Consider the following 13,824-nt stretch of genomic DNA (forward strand, 5'->3'; position numbering starts at 1 on the left):
CAGGCTGCGCATCGTTCGCATGTGCGCCTGCTTTGATGACGCCGTGACAGAGCGGCGAAGGCCAGAAGCGCGCGAGGTCTACTGGACGTTCGGATGCGGGCTCTCCGTGATCATCGCCATTGTGTGCGCGACGTTCGGAACCTTCCTCGATATCCACCTGGTGGCTCGCGCGCAGCGTTACTGCCTGGGCGACCTCAGCTCCGGAGAGAAGTTCGCCGGCACCTTCTGGGCCCTGAGCCGGATCGTGATCTTTCCGATCGTCTCGGTGCTATCGGCGCTTGGCGCACAGTCGTTCCATCTGCTGACCCGGCTGCCCTGGCCGGCCGGACGCATATGGGCGGGTGCCGTTCTGCTGGCTGTCACCATTGCCGGGTCAGTCGCCGGACCGACGGCGATGGCTTGGTACGACCTGGCCACCGTGGGGACCCCAGGAGATTGCGTTCTACCGTGGTGGCCGTCGTGGCTCCCCTCGTAAGGCCACAAAGCCGACACAGCAGGCGGAACTTCTCGCCTTGGCCGCGGCCTACAGCGCCGCCTGTGCACACCGCCTCACAGCCAGGTACGGAGGTCGTCGATGTCGACCAGGGGCAGTCCCCAGCGCAGGGCGAACGCCTCGAGGTCGGCCGCGCCGGCCATGGTGCCGTCGCGTTTCATCACCTCGCAGCACACGCCCACCGGGGGCAGGCCCGAGGCCAGGCACATGGCGACGGTCGATTCGGTGTGGCCGGCTCGTTCCCGCAGCAGGCCCGGGCGGGCGGCGAGCGGGATGACGTGGCCCGGCGAGGCGAAGTCGGCGGGCCGGGACTGGGGGTGGGCGAGGTGCCGGACGGTCGCGGCGCGTTCGGCGGCACTGACCCCGGTGCCTGTGCCGGCGGCCAGGTCCACGGGGGTGTGGAAGGCCGTACCCTGACGATCTCCGTTGCCCGCGAGGGCCGGGATCTCGAGCCGCTCCAGGATCTCCGGCGCGCACGGTACGCACGGGTAGCCGTACACCTCGGTCAGCAGGAAGGTGAAGGCGGCCGGACGCAGGTCCGCACCGGCGAAGATGACGTCGCCCTCGGCCTCGCGGTCGGGATCCCACACCATGACCGCGCCCCCGGCGGCGAACTGCTGCACCGCCTTCTCCACCCCGATCCGCCCGGAGAGATGGCCGGCCCAGCCCAGCGCCGCGACCGCGCGGGCGACGTTCGCGCTCGCGGAGCCGGGGTCGGCGGCCGCCAGGCGGCTCACCACGTCGGACTCGATGTTGACCCGGTCGCCTTCGGACAGGTCGGCCAGGGTCGTGCCGGCGAGGGTGGACGGGATCAGCACCACCGAGAACCGGTCCTTGACGATCTCGGCCACGGTCAGGCTCACGCCGTCGACCGCGATGGACCCCTTGGCGGCGATCCTGCGGATGAACCGGTCCGGCGGGCGGATCCACAACCGCTTGCCCACACCGAGATCGTTGTCGATACGTACGACCTTCCCGACAGCGTCGACATGGCCCTGCACCAGATGCCCGTCGAGGGGGTCGCCGACGGACAGGGGTGCTTCGAGGTTCACCCGGAGCCCGGGGGCCAGCAGCTGGTCGAAGGTCGTCCGGCGGCGCGTCTCCGCGCTGATCGAGGTGCTGACCAGGTCGCGCTCCACGCGCTCGGCGGTCACGCAGACTCCTGCGACGTTCAGCGAGCCGCCCGGGACCAGCCGTCCGGCGCACTTGGCCGCTCGTACGATGATTCCCTTCGAGCCGACGGACTCGATCACGCCGATCTCGTGAATTCTGCCGGTGAACATGTCCATCCCCTTCGTGCTGCCGGTGGCATCAGGGACCGTCTTCGTGCGGGTCCGAGAGGGGGCGGGGTTTCACCGCGTGGCTCCGGAGTCGCGCCGGATCGTTCCTCCATGGAGAAACTGGCGGGCTGTCACCGCCGCACCTGGAATCGCACCGCTTCCACGATAACCGGCGGCACCGTCAAAGTGAATGGCATTCGGTGTCCGTCGACGTCAAGTGGCGGGTTCCGTCATCCTCCTGGCCGTGGCGGGATGGGGTGGGACGGCGGTAGGCGGGCGCCGCGGGGTCAATGTTCCGGTCGGAGGCAATGGGCGATCGTGTCGAGGTGGTCGTCGAGTGCGGTCAGGTCGGGCCGGTCGAACACCGCTTGCGTCCTGGCCCAGGCGGTGTTGTCGGTCTTGTACGCGGCGATGACGTCGCTGGTCGTGGTGCCGGTCATGGCGGCTACGAAGTCCGCGACGTCGGATGGGAGGCCTTCGGTGCGGGCCAGGATCCCGATCGCCTCGATGAGGTCGTCGGGGTCCTCGCGGAGGAGGCGTTGTTCCATCCAGCGGGTGAATCCGCTGTGGAAGCGGGTCACGGGGATCAGCTCGTCCGTTTGGTCGGCAGGATGGGTGAAGTCATGGCTCCTCCGTTGGGCCTGATATGTCAAGCAATGTACCTGTCGATACTTTGATCCCGTGTTGTATCGATCTGCTGCTCAGACGCCGGCTGCCGAAGGAATGTGACGCGTGAACGAAGACGAGTGGCTGGCCGAGCGGTTCGGCGAGCACCGGTCGCATCTGCGGGCGGTGGCCTACCGGATGCTCGGCTCGCTGAGCGAGGCCGACGACGCGCTGCAGGAGGCCTGGTTGCGGGCCAGCCGGGCCGACGTCGGCCAGGTGCACAACCTCGCCGGGTGGCTGACCACGGTGGTGGCGCGGGTGTGCCTGAACATGCTGCGCTCGCGCGAGCACCGTCGCGAGGATCCGCTGGACGTCCACGAGGCCGATCCGCTGCTGGGCCCTGCCTCAGGTGGGGACCCCGAGCAGGAAGCGGTGCTGGCCGACTCCGTGGGGGTGGCGCTGCTGGTGGTGCTCGACACCCTGACGCCGGCCGAGCGGGTCGCGTTCGTGCTGCACGATCTGTTCGCCGTACCGTTCGAGGAGATCGCCCCGATGCTGGAGCGGTCACCGGACGCCACCCGGCAACTGGCCAGCCGCGCCCGCCGCCGCGTCAAGGGGGCCGCACCCGCACCCACCGCCGACCTGACCCGCCAGCGGGAGATCGTCGGCGCGTTCCTGTCCGCCACCCGGGGACGGGACTTCCAGGCGCTGATCACCCTGCTCCACCCCGAGGTCGTGCTGCGGGCCGACAAGGCCGTCATCCCCACGCCCGAGCCCGTCATCGTGCACGGAGCCGAGCCCGTCGCCAAGGGCGCGATGGCCGCGATGCAGCGGGCCCAGTTCACCGGACCGGCCCTCATCGACGGCACCGTCGGCCTCGCCATGGCCACCCACGGCCACCTGCGCGTGGCGCTCACCTTCACCGTCGTCGACGGTCTCATCACCGCCATCGACGTCATCGCCGAGCCTGACACCCTCCGTCGGCTCGAACTGGCAGTCCTCGACTGACGCCTGTCGCCGGGGCCGGGGGCGGATCGCTTGGATCCGCCCCCTGGCAACGCGCTCAGAGGGGGATCGCTTCGATCCGTCCTCCGGTAACCTGCTCCTTTCGTGTGTGGCGCACGTCACATTCGGCCTCGGTCACATGGACGGATCGCGGCGGGTCAAGGCAGTGACCGACCCACCCGGACCGGATCCCGAGCCAGCCGGCGGGCCCCGCCCCCGGTGGCCGAAGCGAAGGAGCACCCCAGATGTCTGCTGTTCACGTTGTCGTCACCACCCTCACCGCCGCCTGGGTGGGTTTCTCCGCCTACTCCGTGCTCACCCGCGCGAAGTGGGTTGTCGAACCGCTGGCCGAGTACGGTGTGCCCCGCTCGTGGTGGCCCTGGCTCGGCGCCGCCAAGGCCGCCGGAGCGGTGGGCCTGCTGGTCGGCCTGCTCGTGCCCGTCATCGGCATCCTGGCCGGGGCCGGCCTGGTGCTGTACTTCGTCGGCGCCGTCATCACCGTGCTCCGCGCACGTTCGTACGTGCACATTCCCTACCCGCTGCTGTACCTCGCGCCGGTCATCGTCACCCTGGTGCTGGGCGTCACCGCCTGACGGCGTGCGACCTGCCGGAGACGGGCCTGAGCGACCGCTTCAGGAGGCTCTCCTCGCCGGAGGCTTCTCAGGCCGCCCGGCGGCCCATGATGAGATTTGCGGGGATGCGGACCGGCAGGCACAGGGTTTGCCCGTGTTCGCTGAACAGGTCGTCGCGGGAGTCGAAGGAGCCCAGATCGGCCAGCACCTGAGCTGACAGGTCGCATGAGGAGCAGGTGCCGCCGTCCCAGTCCACGGCAGTGCGCGTGATCGCGTCGAAGAGGGTCTCACTGCCGGTGTTGGTGAAGCGGCCTCCCGTCCGCGGCGCGCTCAGAGGGGCGTAGAGCTCGGACACGCTCACCCACTGGCCGTCCAGGAAGAACTCCGGCCAGGCGAGCACGACCCGCCGAGGGACCAGCGCGCGCAGGCGCGGGAACCGGGGGTGCCAGAAGCGCCCGTCGACCAGCAGCCCTCTGACCCGGCTGGCGATCCCGCAGGCGCGGGCCACGGCCTCCAGCAACGCCAGCCGTTGGCTGCACGAGCCGCGTCCAAGGCGCAGCGTCGTGGAGGCGGGCTGCCTTTCGTTCATGGCGTACACCGGGCGTACGCGGGCCGCGATGAGCTGGTGGGCCGCTGTCAGGGTTGCTCGGTCCGCTCCGGCGCCGATGTCACCGGCCTCGGCGGCCAACTCCAGCAGCCGGGGGTGTCTCCAGTCGAGGATGGCCGTGGGCGCCGCCGTTCGCGGCAGAGCGTGCGCGCTCCTGTGCCGCGATCGTCGAAGCGCCGGGGTCATTCGATGATCATAAAGGCCGGAAAATGCGATATCGATGTCAGGGGGAATCCAGTAAGGTCGCGCCATGCAGCTCATGGACGTCTAGCGCGACGGGTCACCGCCTGTCACGTCATACCGCCCCTGATGGCCCGCGCCGCTTCCCGTCGGCCCAGGGGTTCCTCCTGAGCTGAAAACGCGAGGCTCCGTCATGCCGTCCGCCGCACTCGTCTGTTCCCTGCTGCTCACCTCCGTCGGCAGCGGGCTCTTCCTGCCGTTGTCGATCGTGTACTTCACCGTGCTCACCGACGTCCCGCTCGCCATGCTGGGCGTCCTGCTCGGCGCGGCCAACGCGGTCGCGATTCCCATCCCGCTGTGGGCGGGGGTGCTGGCCGACCGGTACGGCGCGCGCCGCCTGGTGATCGGTGCCCAACTGCTCCAGGCGCTGTCCTTCCTCGCCTACGCGCGGGTCGACGAACCCGTCGGCATCTTCCTTGCCTCGGCGGCCGGCGCGGTCGGGGTCCGGTTCTACTGGTCGTCGATCTTCACGCTCATCGCCGACCATGCCGACCACCACGCCTCCGCCCGCAAGGACCTCTGGTACGCGCGGGCGAACATCGCCCGGACCGTGGGGATCGGTGCGGGCGGGCTCATCACCGGCCTGCTCGTCGCCGATGGCCAGCCGGGCGCCTATCACGCGGTCGCCTACGCCTGTTTCGCCTGCTTCGCGCTGGCCGCCCTCGCGCTCGCGGCCGTGCCGCGTCCGTGGCGCCCGTCACGCCCGTCGCGCCTGCCGCGTCCGTCGCACCCTCCGGGGCCGCCCCGTCGTCTGGAACGGCCCGTGCCCGGCCTCGTCGGGTACCGGGCCCTGGTCAAGGACCGGGCGTTCATGGGTCTCACCGCGCTCAACAGCCTTTTCGCCCTGTCGACGCTCATGCTCGGGCTCGCGCTGCCGACGTTCGTCACGGCCGCCATGAGCGGGCCCGGCCGGCTGACCTCGGCGGTCCTGGTCGGCAACGCGATCCTCATCGCGCTGCTGGGCAGCACCATCACGCGCCGGCTCGCACCGTACCGCCGCACCCGTGTCCTGTGTGCCGCCGCGGGGCTGTGGTCGGGCTGGGGACTGGCGCTCGCGGCCGTCACCCAGGGGCACGGTGCGTGGCCGGTGGCGGCGCTCGTCGTCTCGACGCTGCTGTTCACGGTCGCGGAGGTCATGCACGCTCCCGCCTCCATGGCGTTGGCGGCCGAGCTCTCCCCGGCCCAGGCGCGCGGACGCTACCTCGCGGTGTTCCAGTACTCCTTCGTCGTGGCGGAGATCATCGCGCCGGTGTTCTTCACCACCCTGTTCGGCGTCGGTCACGCGGTGCCGTTCCTCGTCCTCGGGGTGGTCAACGTCGCGGCGATCGTCTGTACGCTGCGGCTGGAGCGCCGCCTGCCGGCCCGCGCTTCCGCTCCTTCCGGGACCTCATGAACGAGGTTCGCGCCGGGAGGCGGCGGGACGGTGGTGCTGTCCGGGCTGACCCGCAGCGGCGCTACTGTCGAGACCTGTACGTCAGCCGCCGCAGCGCCGCCTCGGCCGGTCCTCGCCGGCCGCCGGGGGCCAGCAGCGCGGCGAGCGCCACGGTGGCCAGCCAGGTCAGCACCGCGATACCGGACGCCGCGGCGTCGCCGACCCGCGTGCCGAGCCCTCCCGTGTACGGGGCGAACACCGCCACGAAGACCACTGACTGGAGGAGATAGCAGGTCAGCGACCACTGGCCGCACGCGGTGAGCGCCCTGACGACCGGGCCGGGGACCCCGCGCCGCAGCCGGCCGGCGAAGAGTCCGACGATCGCCGCGTACGCGAGCCCGCCGGCGATGCCCGTCAGGCTGTGCAGCGCGTACGCCGACACGGCCACCATGTCCGACGGGATCCAGACCTGGGTGTCGATCAGCGTCAGCGGCACCCCTCCGGCGACGGCCACCCCCGTGCCCAGGACGGCGACCCGGGAGAGCAGGTCACGGTGCGCCAGGGGGTCCTCCAGCACGCGGCGGCGGGCCGCCCAGATCCCGAACAGGAAGGCCGGCACCACGCTGGCGGCGAAGTAGGTGGGCGTCATCCCGGACCACCCGATCAGCCGCATCACCGTCGCCTCGATCGGGTCCGCCATGGCGGCGGGCGTGTCGCCCTTGGGCGCGGAGATGGTGAGCAGCCCGAACGCGAACAGCACCACGACGTGCAGCACGAGCCCGGCGACGGCGGCCCGCAGCACGGCCCGGTCCGCGCGCCGGACGAACCCGACGAGCACGAGCCCGACCAGCCCGTACGCGCCGAGGATGTCGCCGAAGAACAGCAGCAGCGCGTGGCAGAACCCGAACGCCAGCAACCAGAGGCTCCGGCGGCGCAGCACCTTGCGCACCTGCGGCCAGCTCCGGCCCGCGGCGAGCTGCCGATTGGCCAGCTGCACCAGGCCGTAGCCGAACAGGGCGGCGAACATCGGTAACGCCCGCCCGTCGACCAGCAGGATCTGTACGCCGGCGACCAGCCGGTCGAGCGCGCCGCCGTCGAGGGCGTAGCCGCGGAAGCCGGCAGTGTGCCCGGACAGGTACATGTGCGCGTGCGCCAGCGCGATGAGCAGCAGCATCAGGCCACGCGCGAGATCGGGCGCGAGCGCGCGCCGGGTGATGGGAGTGGCTCCGTCAGCGGGAGCCGGTGGGGCGATGGACATGGCTGTCCCCTCAGAATTAGATACAAAACTGTAGCTAATGCTTCAAGGTAAGCTACACACGTGTAGCTACGCAAGAGGGGTGGCGATGGGAGACCACGGCGCCAGGTCGCGCCGGCGCGGCGAAGAGCTGATCAAGGCCATCCACGACGCCGTGCTGGAAGAGGTGGTGGAGGTCGGTGTGGGGCGGCTGACCATGGACGGCATCGGCCGGCGGGCGGCCACGCCCCGCACCACGCTGTACCGCCGCTGGTCGGACCCGATCGAGGTGCTCCTCGATGCGCTCTACCACCAGCACCCGGTCGAGGAGCCGACCCCCGGGGCCGGTGACCTGCGCGGCGACCTGGTCAAGGCCCTGCGCCTCATGGTCGACTGGGCCCTCAGCCCGGCGGGCCGCGCGGTCGCCGCCATCCTCACCGACCCGAAGAGCGCGGCGCTGATGTCCGAGGCGCTGTTCGAGCGGGTCTTCGCCAACCGGGGCGGTACGTTCACCCGCACCGTGCTCCAGCACTACGCCGACCAGGGCCGCTTCCCGGCCGAGCTGCTCACCCCGGTCGTGGCCGACATCGGCGAGGCCCTTGTCACCAAGCGCCTGATCGACAGCGGGGCACCACCCACCGACGAGGACCTCGTTGCGATCGTCGACCAGGCGATCCTGCCCGCCATCGGCCTGGGCCCGCGACGCCCATGACGGCCACGACGGCCACGACGCCCATGACAGCCACAACCCTCGCGGGCCCGACCGCATGGCGCGGTGGCGCAGGGGGAATGGCACCTCCTGGCCGAAGGCATCCCCCACCCCCGATGGACAGGAGACTCCGAGCATGTCCGTGAGCGAAGCCGGGCGTGTGCTCGCCACACCCACCGCGTACACCGACGAGGCCCGGCTGCACGAGGCGCTCACGCTGCTGCGCCGCGAGGCCCCCGTCCACCACGTCGACGTGCCCGGATACACCCCGTTCTGGGCCGTCACCCGGCACGCGGACATCCTGGAGATCGAGCGCGACCACGCCCTGTGGCTCAGCGCGCCCCGCCCCGTGCTGCGGACCGCGGGGCTCGACGCCGCGCTCGAAGCGCGCCGGGCCAAGGGGACCAGCCTCAGGAGCATCGTGCACATGGACGACCCGGAGCACCGCGTCCTGCGCGCAGTCGGCGCCGACTGGTTCCGGCCCAAGGCCATGCGCACGCTGGAGACGCGAGTGCGCGAGCTCGCCAGACGCCACGTCGACACGATGGCGGAGCTCGGCGGCAGCTGCGACTTCGTCCGGCAGGTCGCCGTCCACTACCCGCTGTACGTGATCCTCTCCCTGCTGGGGCTCCCCGAGTCCGACTTCCCGCGCATGTTGCGGCTCACGCAGGAGATGTTCGGCCAGGACGACAGCGACACCGGGCGCGGCGGCACCCCGCAGGACCACACCGCGGTGCTGGAGGACTTCTTCGCCTATTTCCACGACCTGACCGCGCGGCGCCGTGCCCGGCCCACCGGCGACCTCGCCTCGGAGATCGCCAACGCCCGCGTCGACGGGGAGCTGCTGGACGACAACGTCGCCGCCTCCTACTACGTCCTCATCGCCACGGCCGGCCACGACACCACGAGCTCCACCATCGCGGGCGGGCTGGAGGCGCTCATCCGGCACCCGGCCGAGCTGCGGCGGCTGCGCGCGGATCCCGGCCTGCTGCCGTCGGCGGCCGAGGAGATGATCCGGTGGGTGAGCCCGGTGAAGTCCTTCATGCGCACCGCCTCGGCCGACACCCAGGTCAACGGCACGCCCATCAGGAAGGGCGAGGCGGTGCTGCTGTCGTACCCGTCGGCCAACCGGGACGAGGAGGTCTTCGACGACCCGTTCCGCTTCGACGTCGGCCGCGACCCGAACCGGCACCTGGCGTTCGGCTTCGGCGTCCACTACTGCCTGGGCGCCGCGCTGGCCCGCATGGAGATCCGCGCGCTGTTCGCCGAGCTCGTTCCCCGGCTGGCCGCCGTCGAGCTGGACGGGGAGCCGGCGTGGACCGCCACCACGTTCGTGGGCGGCCTCAAACGCCTGCCGATCCGCTACACCCTCACCTGATCTTCGAGCTGACCGGGCACCGCGCGGAGGCCCGGCCGTAGCCCGGCCGGGCGCTCCGCGGTCTCAAACATGCCGAGCCGGGATCAGCGCACGTAGATGTCCGGCCTCGGCGGGGTGGCCATGCGGTCGCCGAGGAAGAAGCCCGTGTGCGGCGGCTGGTTGTAGGCGGTGTTCTGCCAGGCCACCGACACGCGGTAGAGGGGGTCGTGCATCAGGGTGTAGATGCGCCGGTCCGTCGGGGTCGTCGTGGAATGGATACGCAGGGCGCGGTTGTCCGAGGTGGGCCAGACGACCTCCTCGCGCCAGTCGCCGAACAGGTCGGCCGACAGCGACGGGGTCGCCTTGGTGCCGTTGTTGGAGTGCACGCCCGAGGCGGTCAGCAGGCGGGTGTCGGAGCTGGTGCCGTACTTGTCGATCCTGGTCTGGTCGAGCAGCTCCCTGACCGGGTCGGCGTCCCACCAGATGAGGAAGTTGACCGAGGACGGCTTGCGGCCCGCGGTGTTGCCGGTGACGCTGCGCAGGTTGGCGTCGGCGGCCGACCAGAACTCACCGGCGACCCGGACCGTCGAGATGTCCCCGGCCACGCCGCGCCCGTTGTCGGAGCCGGAAGGGGTGGACCAGAGGATCGAGCCGTTGCGCGGGTCGACGTAGAGCGAGCCGGGCTGGGAGGTGGACTCGCTGACCTTGAAGTACTCCAGGCCGGCCCGGGCCGGGTCGAAGTCGCCCAGGTGCTGGGCGTCCCCGTGGCCGGTGCGGGTGCTCCACATGCCGGTGCCGTTGTCGTTCACGGCCATCGCGCCGTACACGATCTCGTCGCGGCCGTCCTGGTCGACGTCGCCGACTGACAGGCTGTGGCTGCCCTGCCCGGCGTACTGCGAGCCCGCCGAGTTGCTGTCGAACGTCCACCGCTTGGTGAGCGTGCCGTTGCGGAAGTCCCAGGCGGCGATGACGCTGCGGGTGTAGTAGCCGCGGGCCATGATGAGCGAGGGGCGTTCGCCGTCCAGGTACGCCGTCCCGGCCAGGAAGCGGTCCACGCGGTTGCCGTAGTTGTCGCCCCACGAGGAGACCGCGCCGCGCGGCGGGTCGTAGTTGACCGTGGACATCGCGGCGCCCGTCAGGCCGTTGAACATGGTCAGGTACTCGGGGCCGCTGAGGATGTAGCCGCCGGAGTTGCGGTGGTCGGCGCCGGCGTTGCCGATCACGGTCCCGGCGCCGTCTCTGGTGCCGTCGGCGGTCTTCATCGCGACCTCGGCCCGGCCGTCGCCGTCGTAGTCGTACACCTGGAACTGCGTGTAGTGGGCGCCCGCGCGGATGTTGCGGCCCAGGTCGATGCGCCACAGCCGGGTGCCGTTCAGCCGGTAGGCGTCGACGAACACGTTGCCGGTGTAGCCGGACTGGGAGTTGTCCTTGGCGTTGGACGGGTCCCACTTCAGGATGATCTCGTACTGGCCGTCGCCGTCCACGTCGCCCACACTGGCGTCGTTCGCGCTGTAGGTGTAGGCGACCCCGTCAGGGGTGGTGCCGCCCGACGGCGGCTGGATGGGGACGTCCAGGTAGGACCCGCCGGTGAAGCGGAGTGAGGCGGGGGAGGCGGCCTGCTCGGCCCCTCCGACGACCGCGCGCACGGTGTACGAGGCGTCGGCGGCGGCGCCGTTGTCCAGGTAGTTGGTGGCGGCGGTGAGCCCCGAGGCCACCCGGGTGGAGCCCCGGTAGACGTTGAAGGAGACGCCGTCGGGATCGGTGCCGAGCAGTCTCCAGGAGACGAGGTTGCCGGAGCCGGAGCGCACGCTGATCAGCCCTCGGTCCAGGTCCTCCATCTGCTTCGTGGGTGGCGCGGCTTGGGCGGGGGCGGCGGCGATCGTGGTCGCGGCCAGGGCCAGGACGGCGGTCGCGGCGGCCAGGTGTAAGCGCATGGGGGTTTCCTTTACTTGTGGTAAGCGCTTTCCCGATGGGCGAAAAGAAAGTTTCATGGTGCGGAGTGAGGAGGTGATAGCGCTAACAGGCCGACGCGGAGAATGCATGCGGTGGAAAATGCTGCCCGACCTGCGGGGATGGTCACAGGGGCTCCTCGTCGGCGTCAGGGGTGCCTGGGGCGGCGCCAGGCCGTATTAAAGCCTGGCGATAATTGATCCGCAAGGAGTCTTCCGCGCCCCTTTTACCCGCAGCTTGACTTCACGTCAGTGCTCGCTCCGGCCGGCGCAGGAGGGGGACGGCGGCGGCCAGGGCCAGCGCCGCGGCGAGGGCCGCACCGGGGAGCAGGGTCAGGGGCGTGGGCGCCGGGCCGCCGATCCCGGCCAGCCACTCGGCGGGCGCCTCCAGCAGCTCTCCCGCGCTGTCGGCCAGCGCGACGAGGCCGACCAGCAGGCCGCTGACCCGGCCGAGCAGCCGGTCGGGGGTGATCGCCTGGCGGTGGCTGATCAGCAGGATCGCGACGATGACCGTCCCGGTCTGCGGGACGAAGGTGCCGAACGCGTGCCACAGCTGGCCCCAGGCCGTGCCGGACAGCGCCAGCAGCAGGGTGAACGGCTGGCTCGCCAGCAGGGCCGCCCAGGCCAGGCGGAAGGGGGCGTGCCTGCGGTGGAGCAGCACGGCCAGCAGCGCTCCCAGGAGGAGCGAGGCGACGGACGAGAACGTGGACATGAGGGAGTAGAAGTAGCCCATCGGCAGGTCACCCGCCGCTGCCGCCGCCTGCCGCGTCTCGTTCATCACCTCGTGGGCGACCTGCTCGAACAGCTCCGACGCGACGAGGTACACGGCGATCGCCCGCAGCGCAGGCTCGCGTACGGTGAAGCGCACGCCCTCCGCCGCCTCCCGCCAGAAGCCGGTCCTGGGCGGCGGGGGCTCCTCGACGGCGGTGACCCCGCGGAACGCCAGCGCCGCCACCGCCATCAGCACGCCGACGACGATCGGGAACCCGACCTCGTCGAGGTGGTCGGCCAGGGACAGCGCCGCCGCGAGGGCGAACATGATGAAGGACGGTGACACGGACAGCAGCGCGTTCGCCGTGACCAGGCGCTCGCGGCCCACCACGGACGGCAGGTAGGTCTCGCTGCCGATCGGCGCCAGCGCCCCCAGGGCCGTCGTCACCATCAGCACGGTGAAGAGCAGCGGCCCGCCCAGCAGGCCCGCGCCGTCGGCCGCCGCGACCGCGGCGAGCGCCGTCGTGCCGAGCAGGGCCATCGCGATCAGCACGCTGCGGCGGCGTACCCGGTCGATGAGCACCCCGAACGGCAGCCCCAGCAGGATGGCGGCGAGAGGCGCCGCGATCTCCTCCAGCAGGGCCCAGGCGTGGCGGTCCACCTCGGGGCTCCGGACCAGGAGCAGCGCGTCCCGCAGGAAGTCGACGGAAAGGGCGAAAGCGGCGAAGGCGAAGAGCAGCCGGAGCCACCGTAACCGGCTGGGGGTGATCATCCGGACATCTTCCTATGGTGGGGCGACCTCCCGCATGTCAAGATTCGCAGATGAGTTCGGAGACGAAGAGGCCGGGCAGTCGCGTCGTCCTGGCGATCGTGGCGGGGGTCGCCATCTTCGTCGCCCCCTTCGTCTGGGCCGTGGTCATGGCCCAGTTCTTCGCGGACGAACGGCACTGCGGCCACTACACCGGCTGCATCGGCTACTTCGTGCAGGCATGGGAGGTGGCACGCTGGGTCCTGGTCGGCTATCCGGTCGCGTGCTGGCTGATCATGCGGCTCGTACGGGCGCGCCGGGCCTGAGAGTCAGGCGGGGCCGGCCGAGGTGCGCTCCCAGCGGATCTCGCCGTCCTCCCAGCGGTCTGTCGGGTGCAGGCCGGCGGCGGTGGCGACGGCCGCCGAGGCCGCGTGGCCGGGGTGGATGTGCGCGATCACCGTGTCGACCTCCTGCTCCATGAGCCGGTCGATCATGGCCTTGGCGGCCGCGGCGGCCAGGCCGCGGCCCTGCCACGGCGTGCCGATCACCCAGGCCACCTCGGCGGTGCGGCCGTCGATCGTGGCCTGTACGTAGCCGGCCAGCCGTTCCTCCTCGCGCAGCCAGATCACCCAGTTGCGCCAGCCGGGCGGCCCGGCGGCCAGCCGCTCGTAGCGGGTACGCAGCTCCCGCTCGGTGAGCGGGGCACCACCGGTGAACTCGTGCAGGGCGGGGTCGGCGAGCACGGCGGCCATCTCGGTGGCGTGCTCCGGGCGCAGGGGGAGCAGGACCAGGAGCGGCGTCTCGATGATGGTCACCCGGCCACGATAGGGCCAACCTGTGGCCCCAAGGTGGCGGGGTCGGCAGGTGTTGGCGGCTGCGCGGTGACACGAAGCGACCTTGGCCCCGGGCGGGGCGCAGGGGACTCTGGGAAGTACTTCCTA

General features: G+C 71.2%; 14 protein-coding genes. 7 read left to right on the plus strand and 7 right to left on the minus strand.

Features of this window, described 5'->3' with window-relative positions:
• Positions 1-43 precede the first annotated feature (43 nt).
• A complete protein-coding gene (locus ACBJ59_RS27925; RefSeq protein WP_375113212.1) occupies positions 44-475 on the plus strand; it encodes a hypothetical protein in 432 nt (143 codons plus the stop codon).
• A gap of 74 nt (positions 476-549) precedes the next feature.
• Here the strand turns inward: ACBJ59_RS27925 and ACBJ59_RS27930 are convergent, their stop codons facing one another.
• Complete coding sequence (locus ACBJ59_RS27930; protein ID WP_375113213.1) at positions 550-1,776, minus strand: riboflavin synthase; 1,227 nt, start codon at positions 1,774-1,776, stop codon at positions 550-552.
• 284 nt (positions 1,777-2,060) lie between these two features.
• Positions 2,061-2,354 carry a hypothetical protein gene (locus tag ACBJ59_RS27935; RefSeq protein WP_375113214.1) on the minus strand — a complete coding sequence of 98 codons (294 nt, stop codon included), beginning with the start codon at positions 2,352-2,354 and terminating at the stop codon, positions 2,061-2,063.
• 151 nt (positions 2,355-2,505) lie between these two features.
• Here ACBJ59_RS27935 and ACBJ59_RS27940 point away from each other — a divergent pair, with 151 nt between their 5' ends.
• Positions 2,506-3,387, plus strand: a complete 882-nt coding sequence (locus ACBJ59_RS27940; RefSeq protein WP_375113215.1) for a sigma-70 family RNA polymerase sigma factor — start codon at positions 2,506-2,508, stop codon at positions 3,385-3,387.
• A gap of 242 nt (positions 3,388-3,629) precedes the next feature.
• Entirely contained in the window at positions 3,630-3,977 is a 348-nt protein-coding gene (locus tag ACBJ59_RS27945; protein ID WP_375113216.1) for a DoxX family protein, read from the plus strand.
• Positions 3,978-4,044: 67 nt separating this feature from the next.
• Here ACBJ59_RS27945 and ACBJ59_RS27950 read toward each other — a convergent pair whose 3' ends face one another.
• Entirely contained in the window at positions 4,045-4,749 is a 705-nt protein-coding gene (locus tag ACBJ59_RS27950; protein WP_375113217.1) for a transglutaminase domain-containing protein, read from the minus strand.
• Between the two features lie 187 nt (positions 4,750-4,936).
• On the opposite strand from ACBJ59_RS27950, the gene ACBJ59_RS27955 reads away from it, so the two are divergent.
• Positions 4,937-6,196, plus strand: a complete 1,260-nt coding sequence (locus tag ACBJ59_RS27955) for an MFS transporter (RefSeq protein ID WP_375113218.1) — start codon at positions 4,937-4,939, stop codon at positions 6,194-6,196.
• Positions 6,197-6,257: 61 nt separating this feature from the next.
• Here the strand turns inward: ACBJ59_RS27955 and ACBJ59_RS27960 are convergent, their stop codons facing one another.
• Positions 6,258-7,433, minus strand: coding sequence for a DUF418 domain-containing protein (locus tag ACBJ59_RS27960; RefSeq protein WP_375113219.1), 1,176 nt, complete (start codon positions 7,431-7,433; stop codon positions 6,258-6,260).
• Between the two features lie 85 nt (positions 7,434-7,518).
• Between ACBJ59_RS27960 and ACBJ59_RS27965 the strand changes: the two genes are divergently transcribed.
• Both ACBJ59_RS27965 and ACBJ59_RS27970 read left to right on the plus strand, forming a co-directional pair.
• Positions 7,519-8,121, plus strand: a complete 603-nt coding sequence (locus ACBJ59_RS27965) for a TetR-like C-terminal domain-containing protein (protein WP_375113220.1) — start codon at positions 7,519-7,521, stop codon at positions 8,119-8,121.
• Positions 8,122-8,254: 133 nt separating this feature from the next.
• Positions 8,255-9,496: a cytochrome P450 gene (locus tag ACBJ59_RS27970; protein WP_375113221.1), complete on the plus strand. Its 1,242-nt coding sequence runs from the start codon at positions 8,255-8,257 to the stop codon at positions 9,494-9,496.
• Between the two features lie 83 nt (positions 9,497-9,579).
• On the opposite strand, the gene ACBJ59_RS27975 is transcribed toward ACBJ59_RS27970, so the two are convergent.
• Together ACBJ59_RS27975 and ACBJ59_RS27980 are read right to left on the minus strand one after the other, a co-directional pair.
• Positions 9,580-11,409, minus strand: coding sequence for a rhamnogalacturonan lyase (locus tag ACBJ59_RS27975; RefSeq protein ID WP_375113222.1), 1,830 nt, complete (start codon positions 11,407-11,409; stop codon positions 9,580-9,582).
• Between the two features lie 259 nt (positions 11,410-11,668).
• Complete coding sequence (locus ACBJ59_RS27980) at positions 11,669-12,907, minus strand: MFS transporter (RefSeq protein WP_375113223.1); 1,239 nt, start codon at positions 12,905-12,907, stop codon at positions 11,669-11,671.
• Positions 12,908-12,957: 50 nt separating this feature from the next.
• Between ACBJ59_RS27980 and ACBJ59_RS27985 the strand changes: the two genes are divergently transcribed.
• Complete coding sequence (locus ACBJ59_RS27985) at positions 12,958-13,209, plus strand: hypothetical protein (protein WP_375113224.1); 252 nt, start codon at positions 12,958-12,960, stop codon at positions 13,207-13,209.
• Positions 13,210-13,212: 3 nt separating this feature from the next.
• Here ACBJ59_RS27985 and ACBJ59_RS27990 read toward each other — a convergent pair whose 3' ends face one another.
• The gene (locus tag ACBJ59_RS27990; protein WP_375113225.1) at positions 13,213-13,698 is read right to left on the minus strand and encodes a GNAT family N-acetyltransferase; all 486 of its coding nucleotides are present in this window, start codon (positions 13,696-13,698) and stop codon (positions 13,213-13,215) included.
• Positions 13,699-13,824: the final 126 nt, after the last annotated feature.

This window comes from Nonomuraea sp. MTCD27 (genome assembly GCF_041950495.1).
GTDB lineage: Bacteria > Actinomycetota > Actinomycetes > Streptosporangiales > Streptosporangiaceae > Nonomuraea.

What these genes read in the sequence shown, in the direction of transcription:
- ACBJ59_RS27930 (WP_375113213.1), bottom strand. Translation starts at nt 1,776, where the DNA reads ATGTTCACCGGCAGAATTCACGAGATCGGCGTGATCGAGTCCGTCGGC.
- ACBJ59_RS27960 (WP_375113219.1), bottom strand. Translation starts at nt 7,433, where the DNA reads ATGTCCATCGCCCCACCGGCTCCCGCTGACGGAGCCACTCCCATCACC.
- ACBJ59_RS27955 (WP_375113218.1), top strand. Translation starts at nt 4,937, where the DNA reads ATGCCGTCCGCCGCACTCGTCTGTTCCCTGCTGCTCACCTCCGTCGGC.
- ACBJ59_RS27985 (WP_375113224.1), top strand. Translation starts at nt 12,958, where the DNA reads ATGAGTTCGGAGACGAAGAGGCCGGGCAGTCGCGTCGTCCTGGCGATC.
- ACBJ59_RS27980 (WP_375113223.1), bottom strand. Translation starts at nt 12,907, where the DNA reads ATGATCACCCCCAGCCGGTTACGGTGGCTCCGGCTGCTCTTCGCCTTC.
- ACBJ59_RS27950 (WP_375113217.1), bottom strand. Translation starts at nt 4,749, where the DNA reads ATGACCCCGGCGCTTCGACGATCGCGGCACAGGAGCGCGCACGCTCTG.
- ACBJ59_RS27965 (WP_375113220.1), top strand. Translation starts at nt 7,519, where the DNA reads ATGGGAGACCACGGCGCCAGGTCGCGCCGGCGCGGCGAAGAGCTGATC.
- ACBJ59_RS27945 (WP_375113216.1), top strand. Translation starts at nt 3,630, where the DNA reads ATGTCTGCTGTTCACGTTGTCGTCACCACCCTCACCGCCGCCTGGGTG.
- ACBJ59_RS27970 (WP_375113221.1), top strand. Translation starts at nt 8,255, where the DNA reads ATGTCCGTGAGCGAAGCCGGGCGTGTGCTCGCCACACCCACCGCGTAC.
- ACBJ59_RS27975 (WP_375113222.1), bottom strand. Translation starts at nt 11,409, where the DNA reads ATGCGCTTACACCTGGCCGCCGCGACCGCCGTCCTGGCCCTGGCCGCG.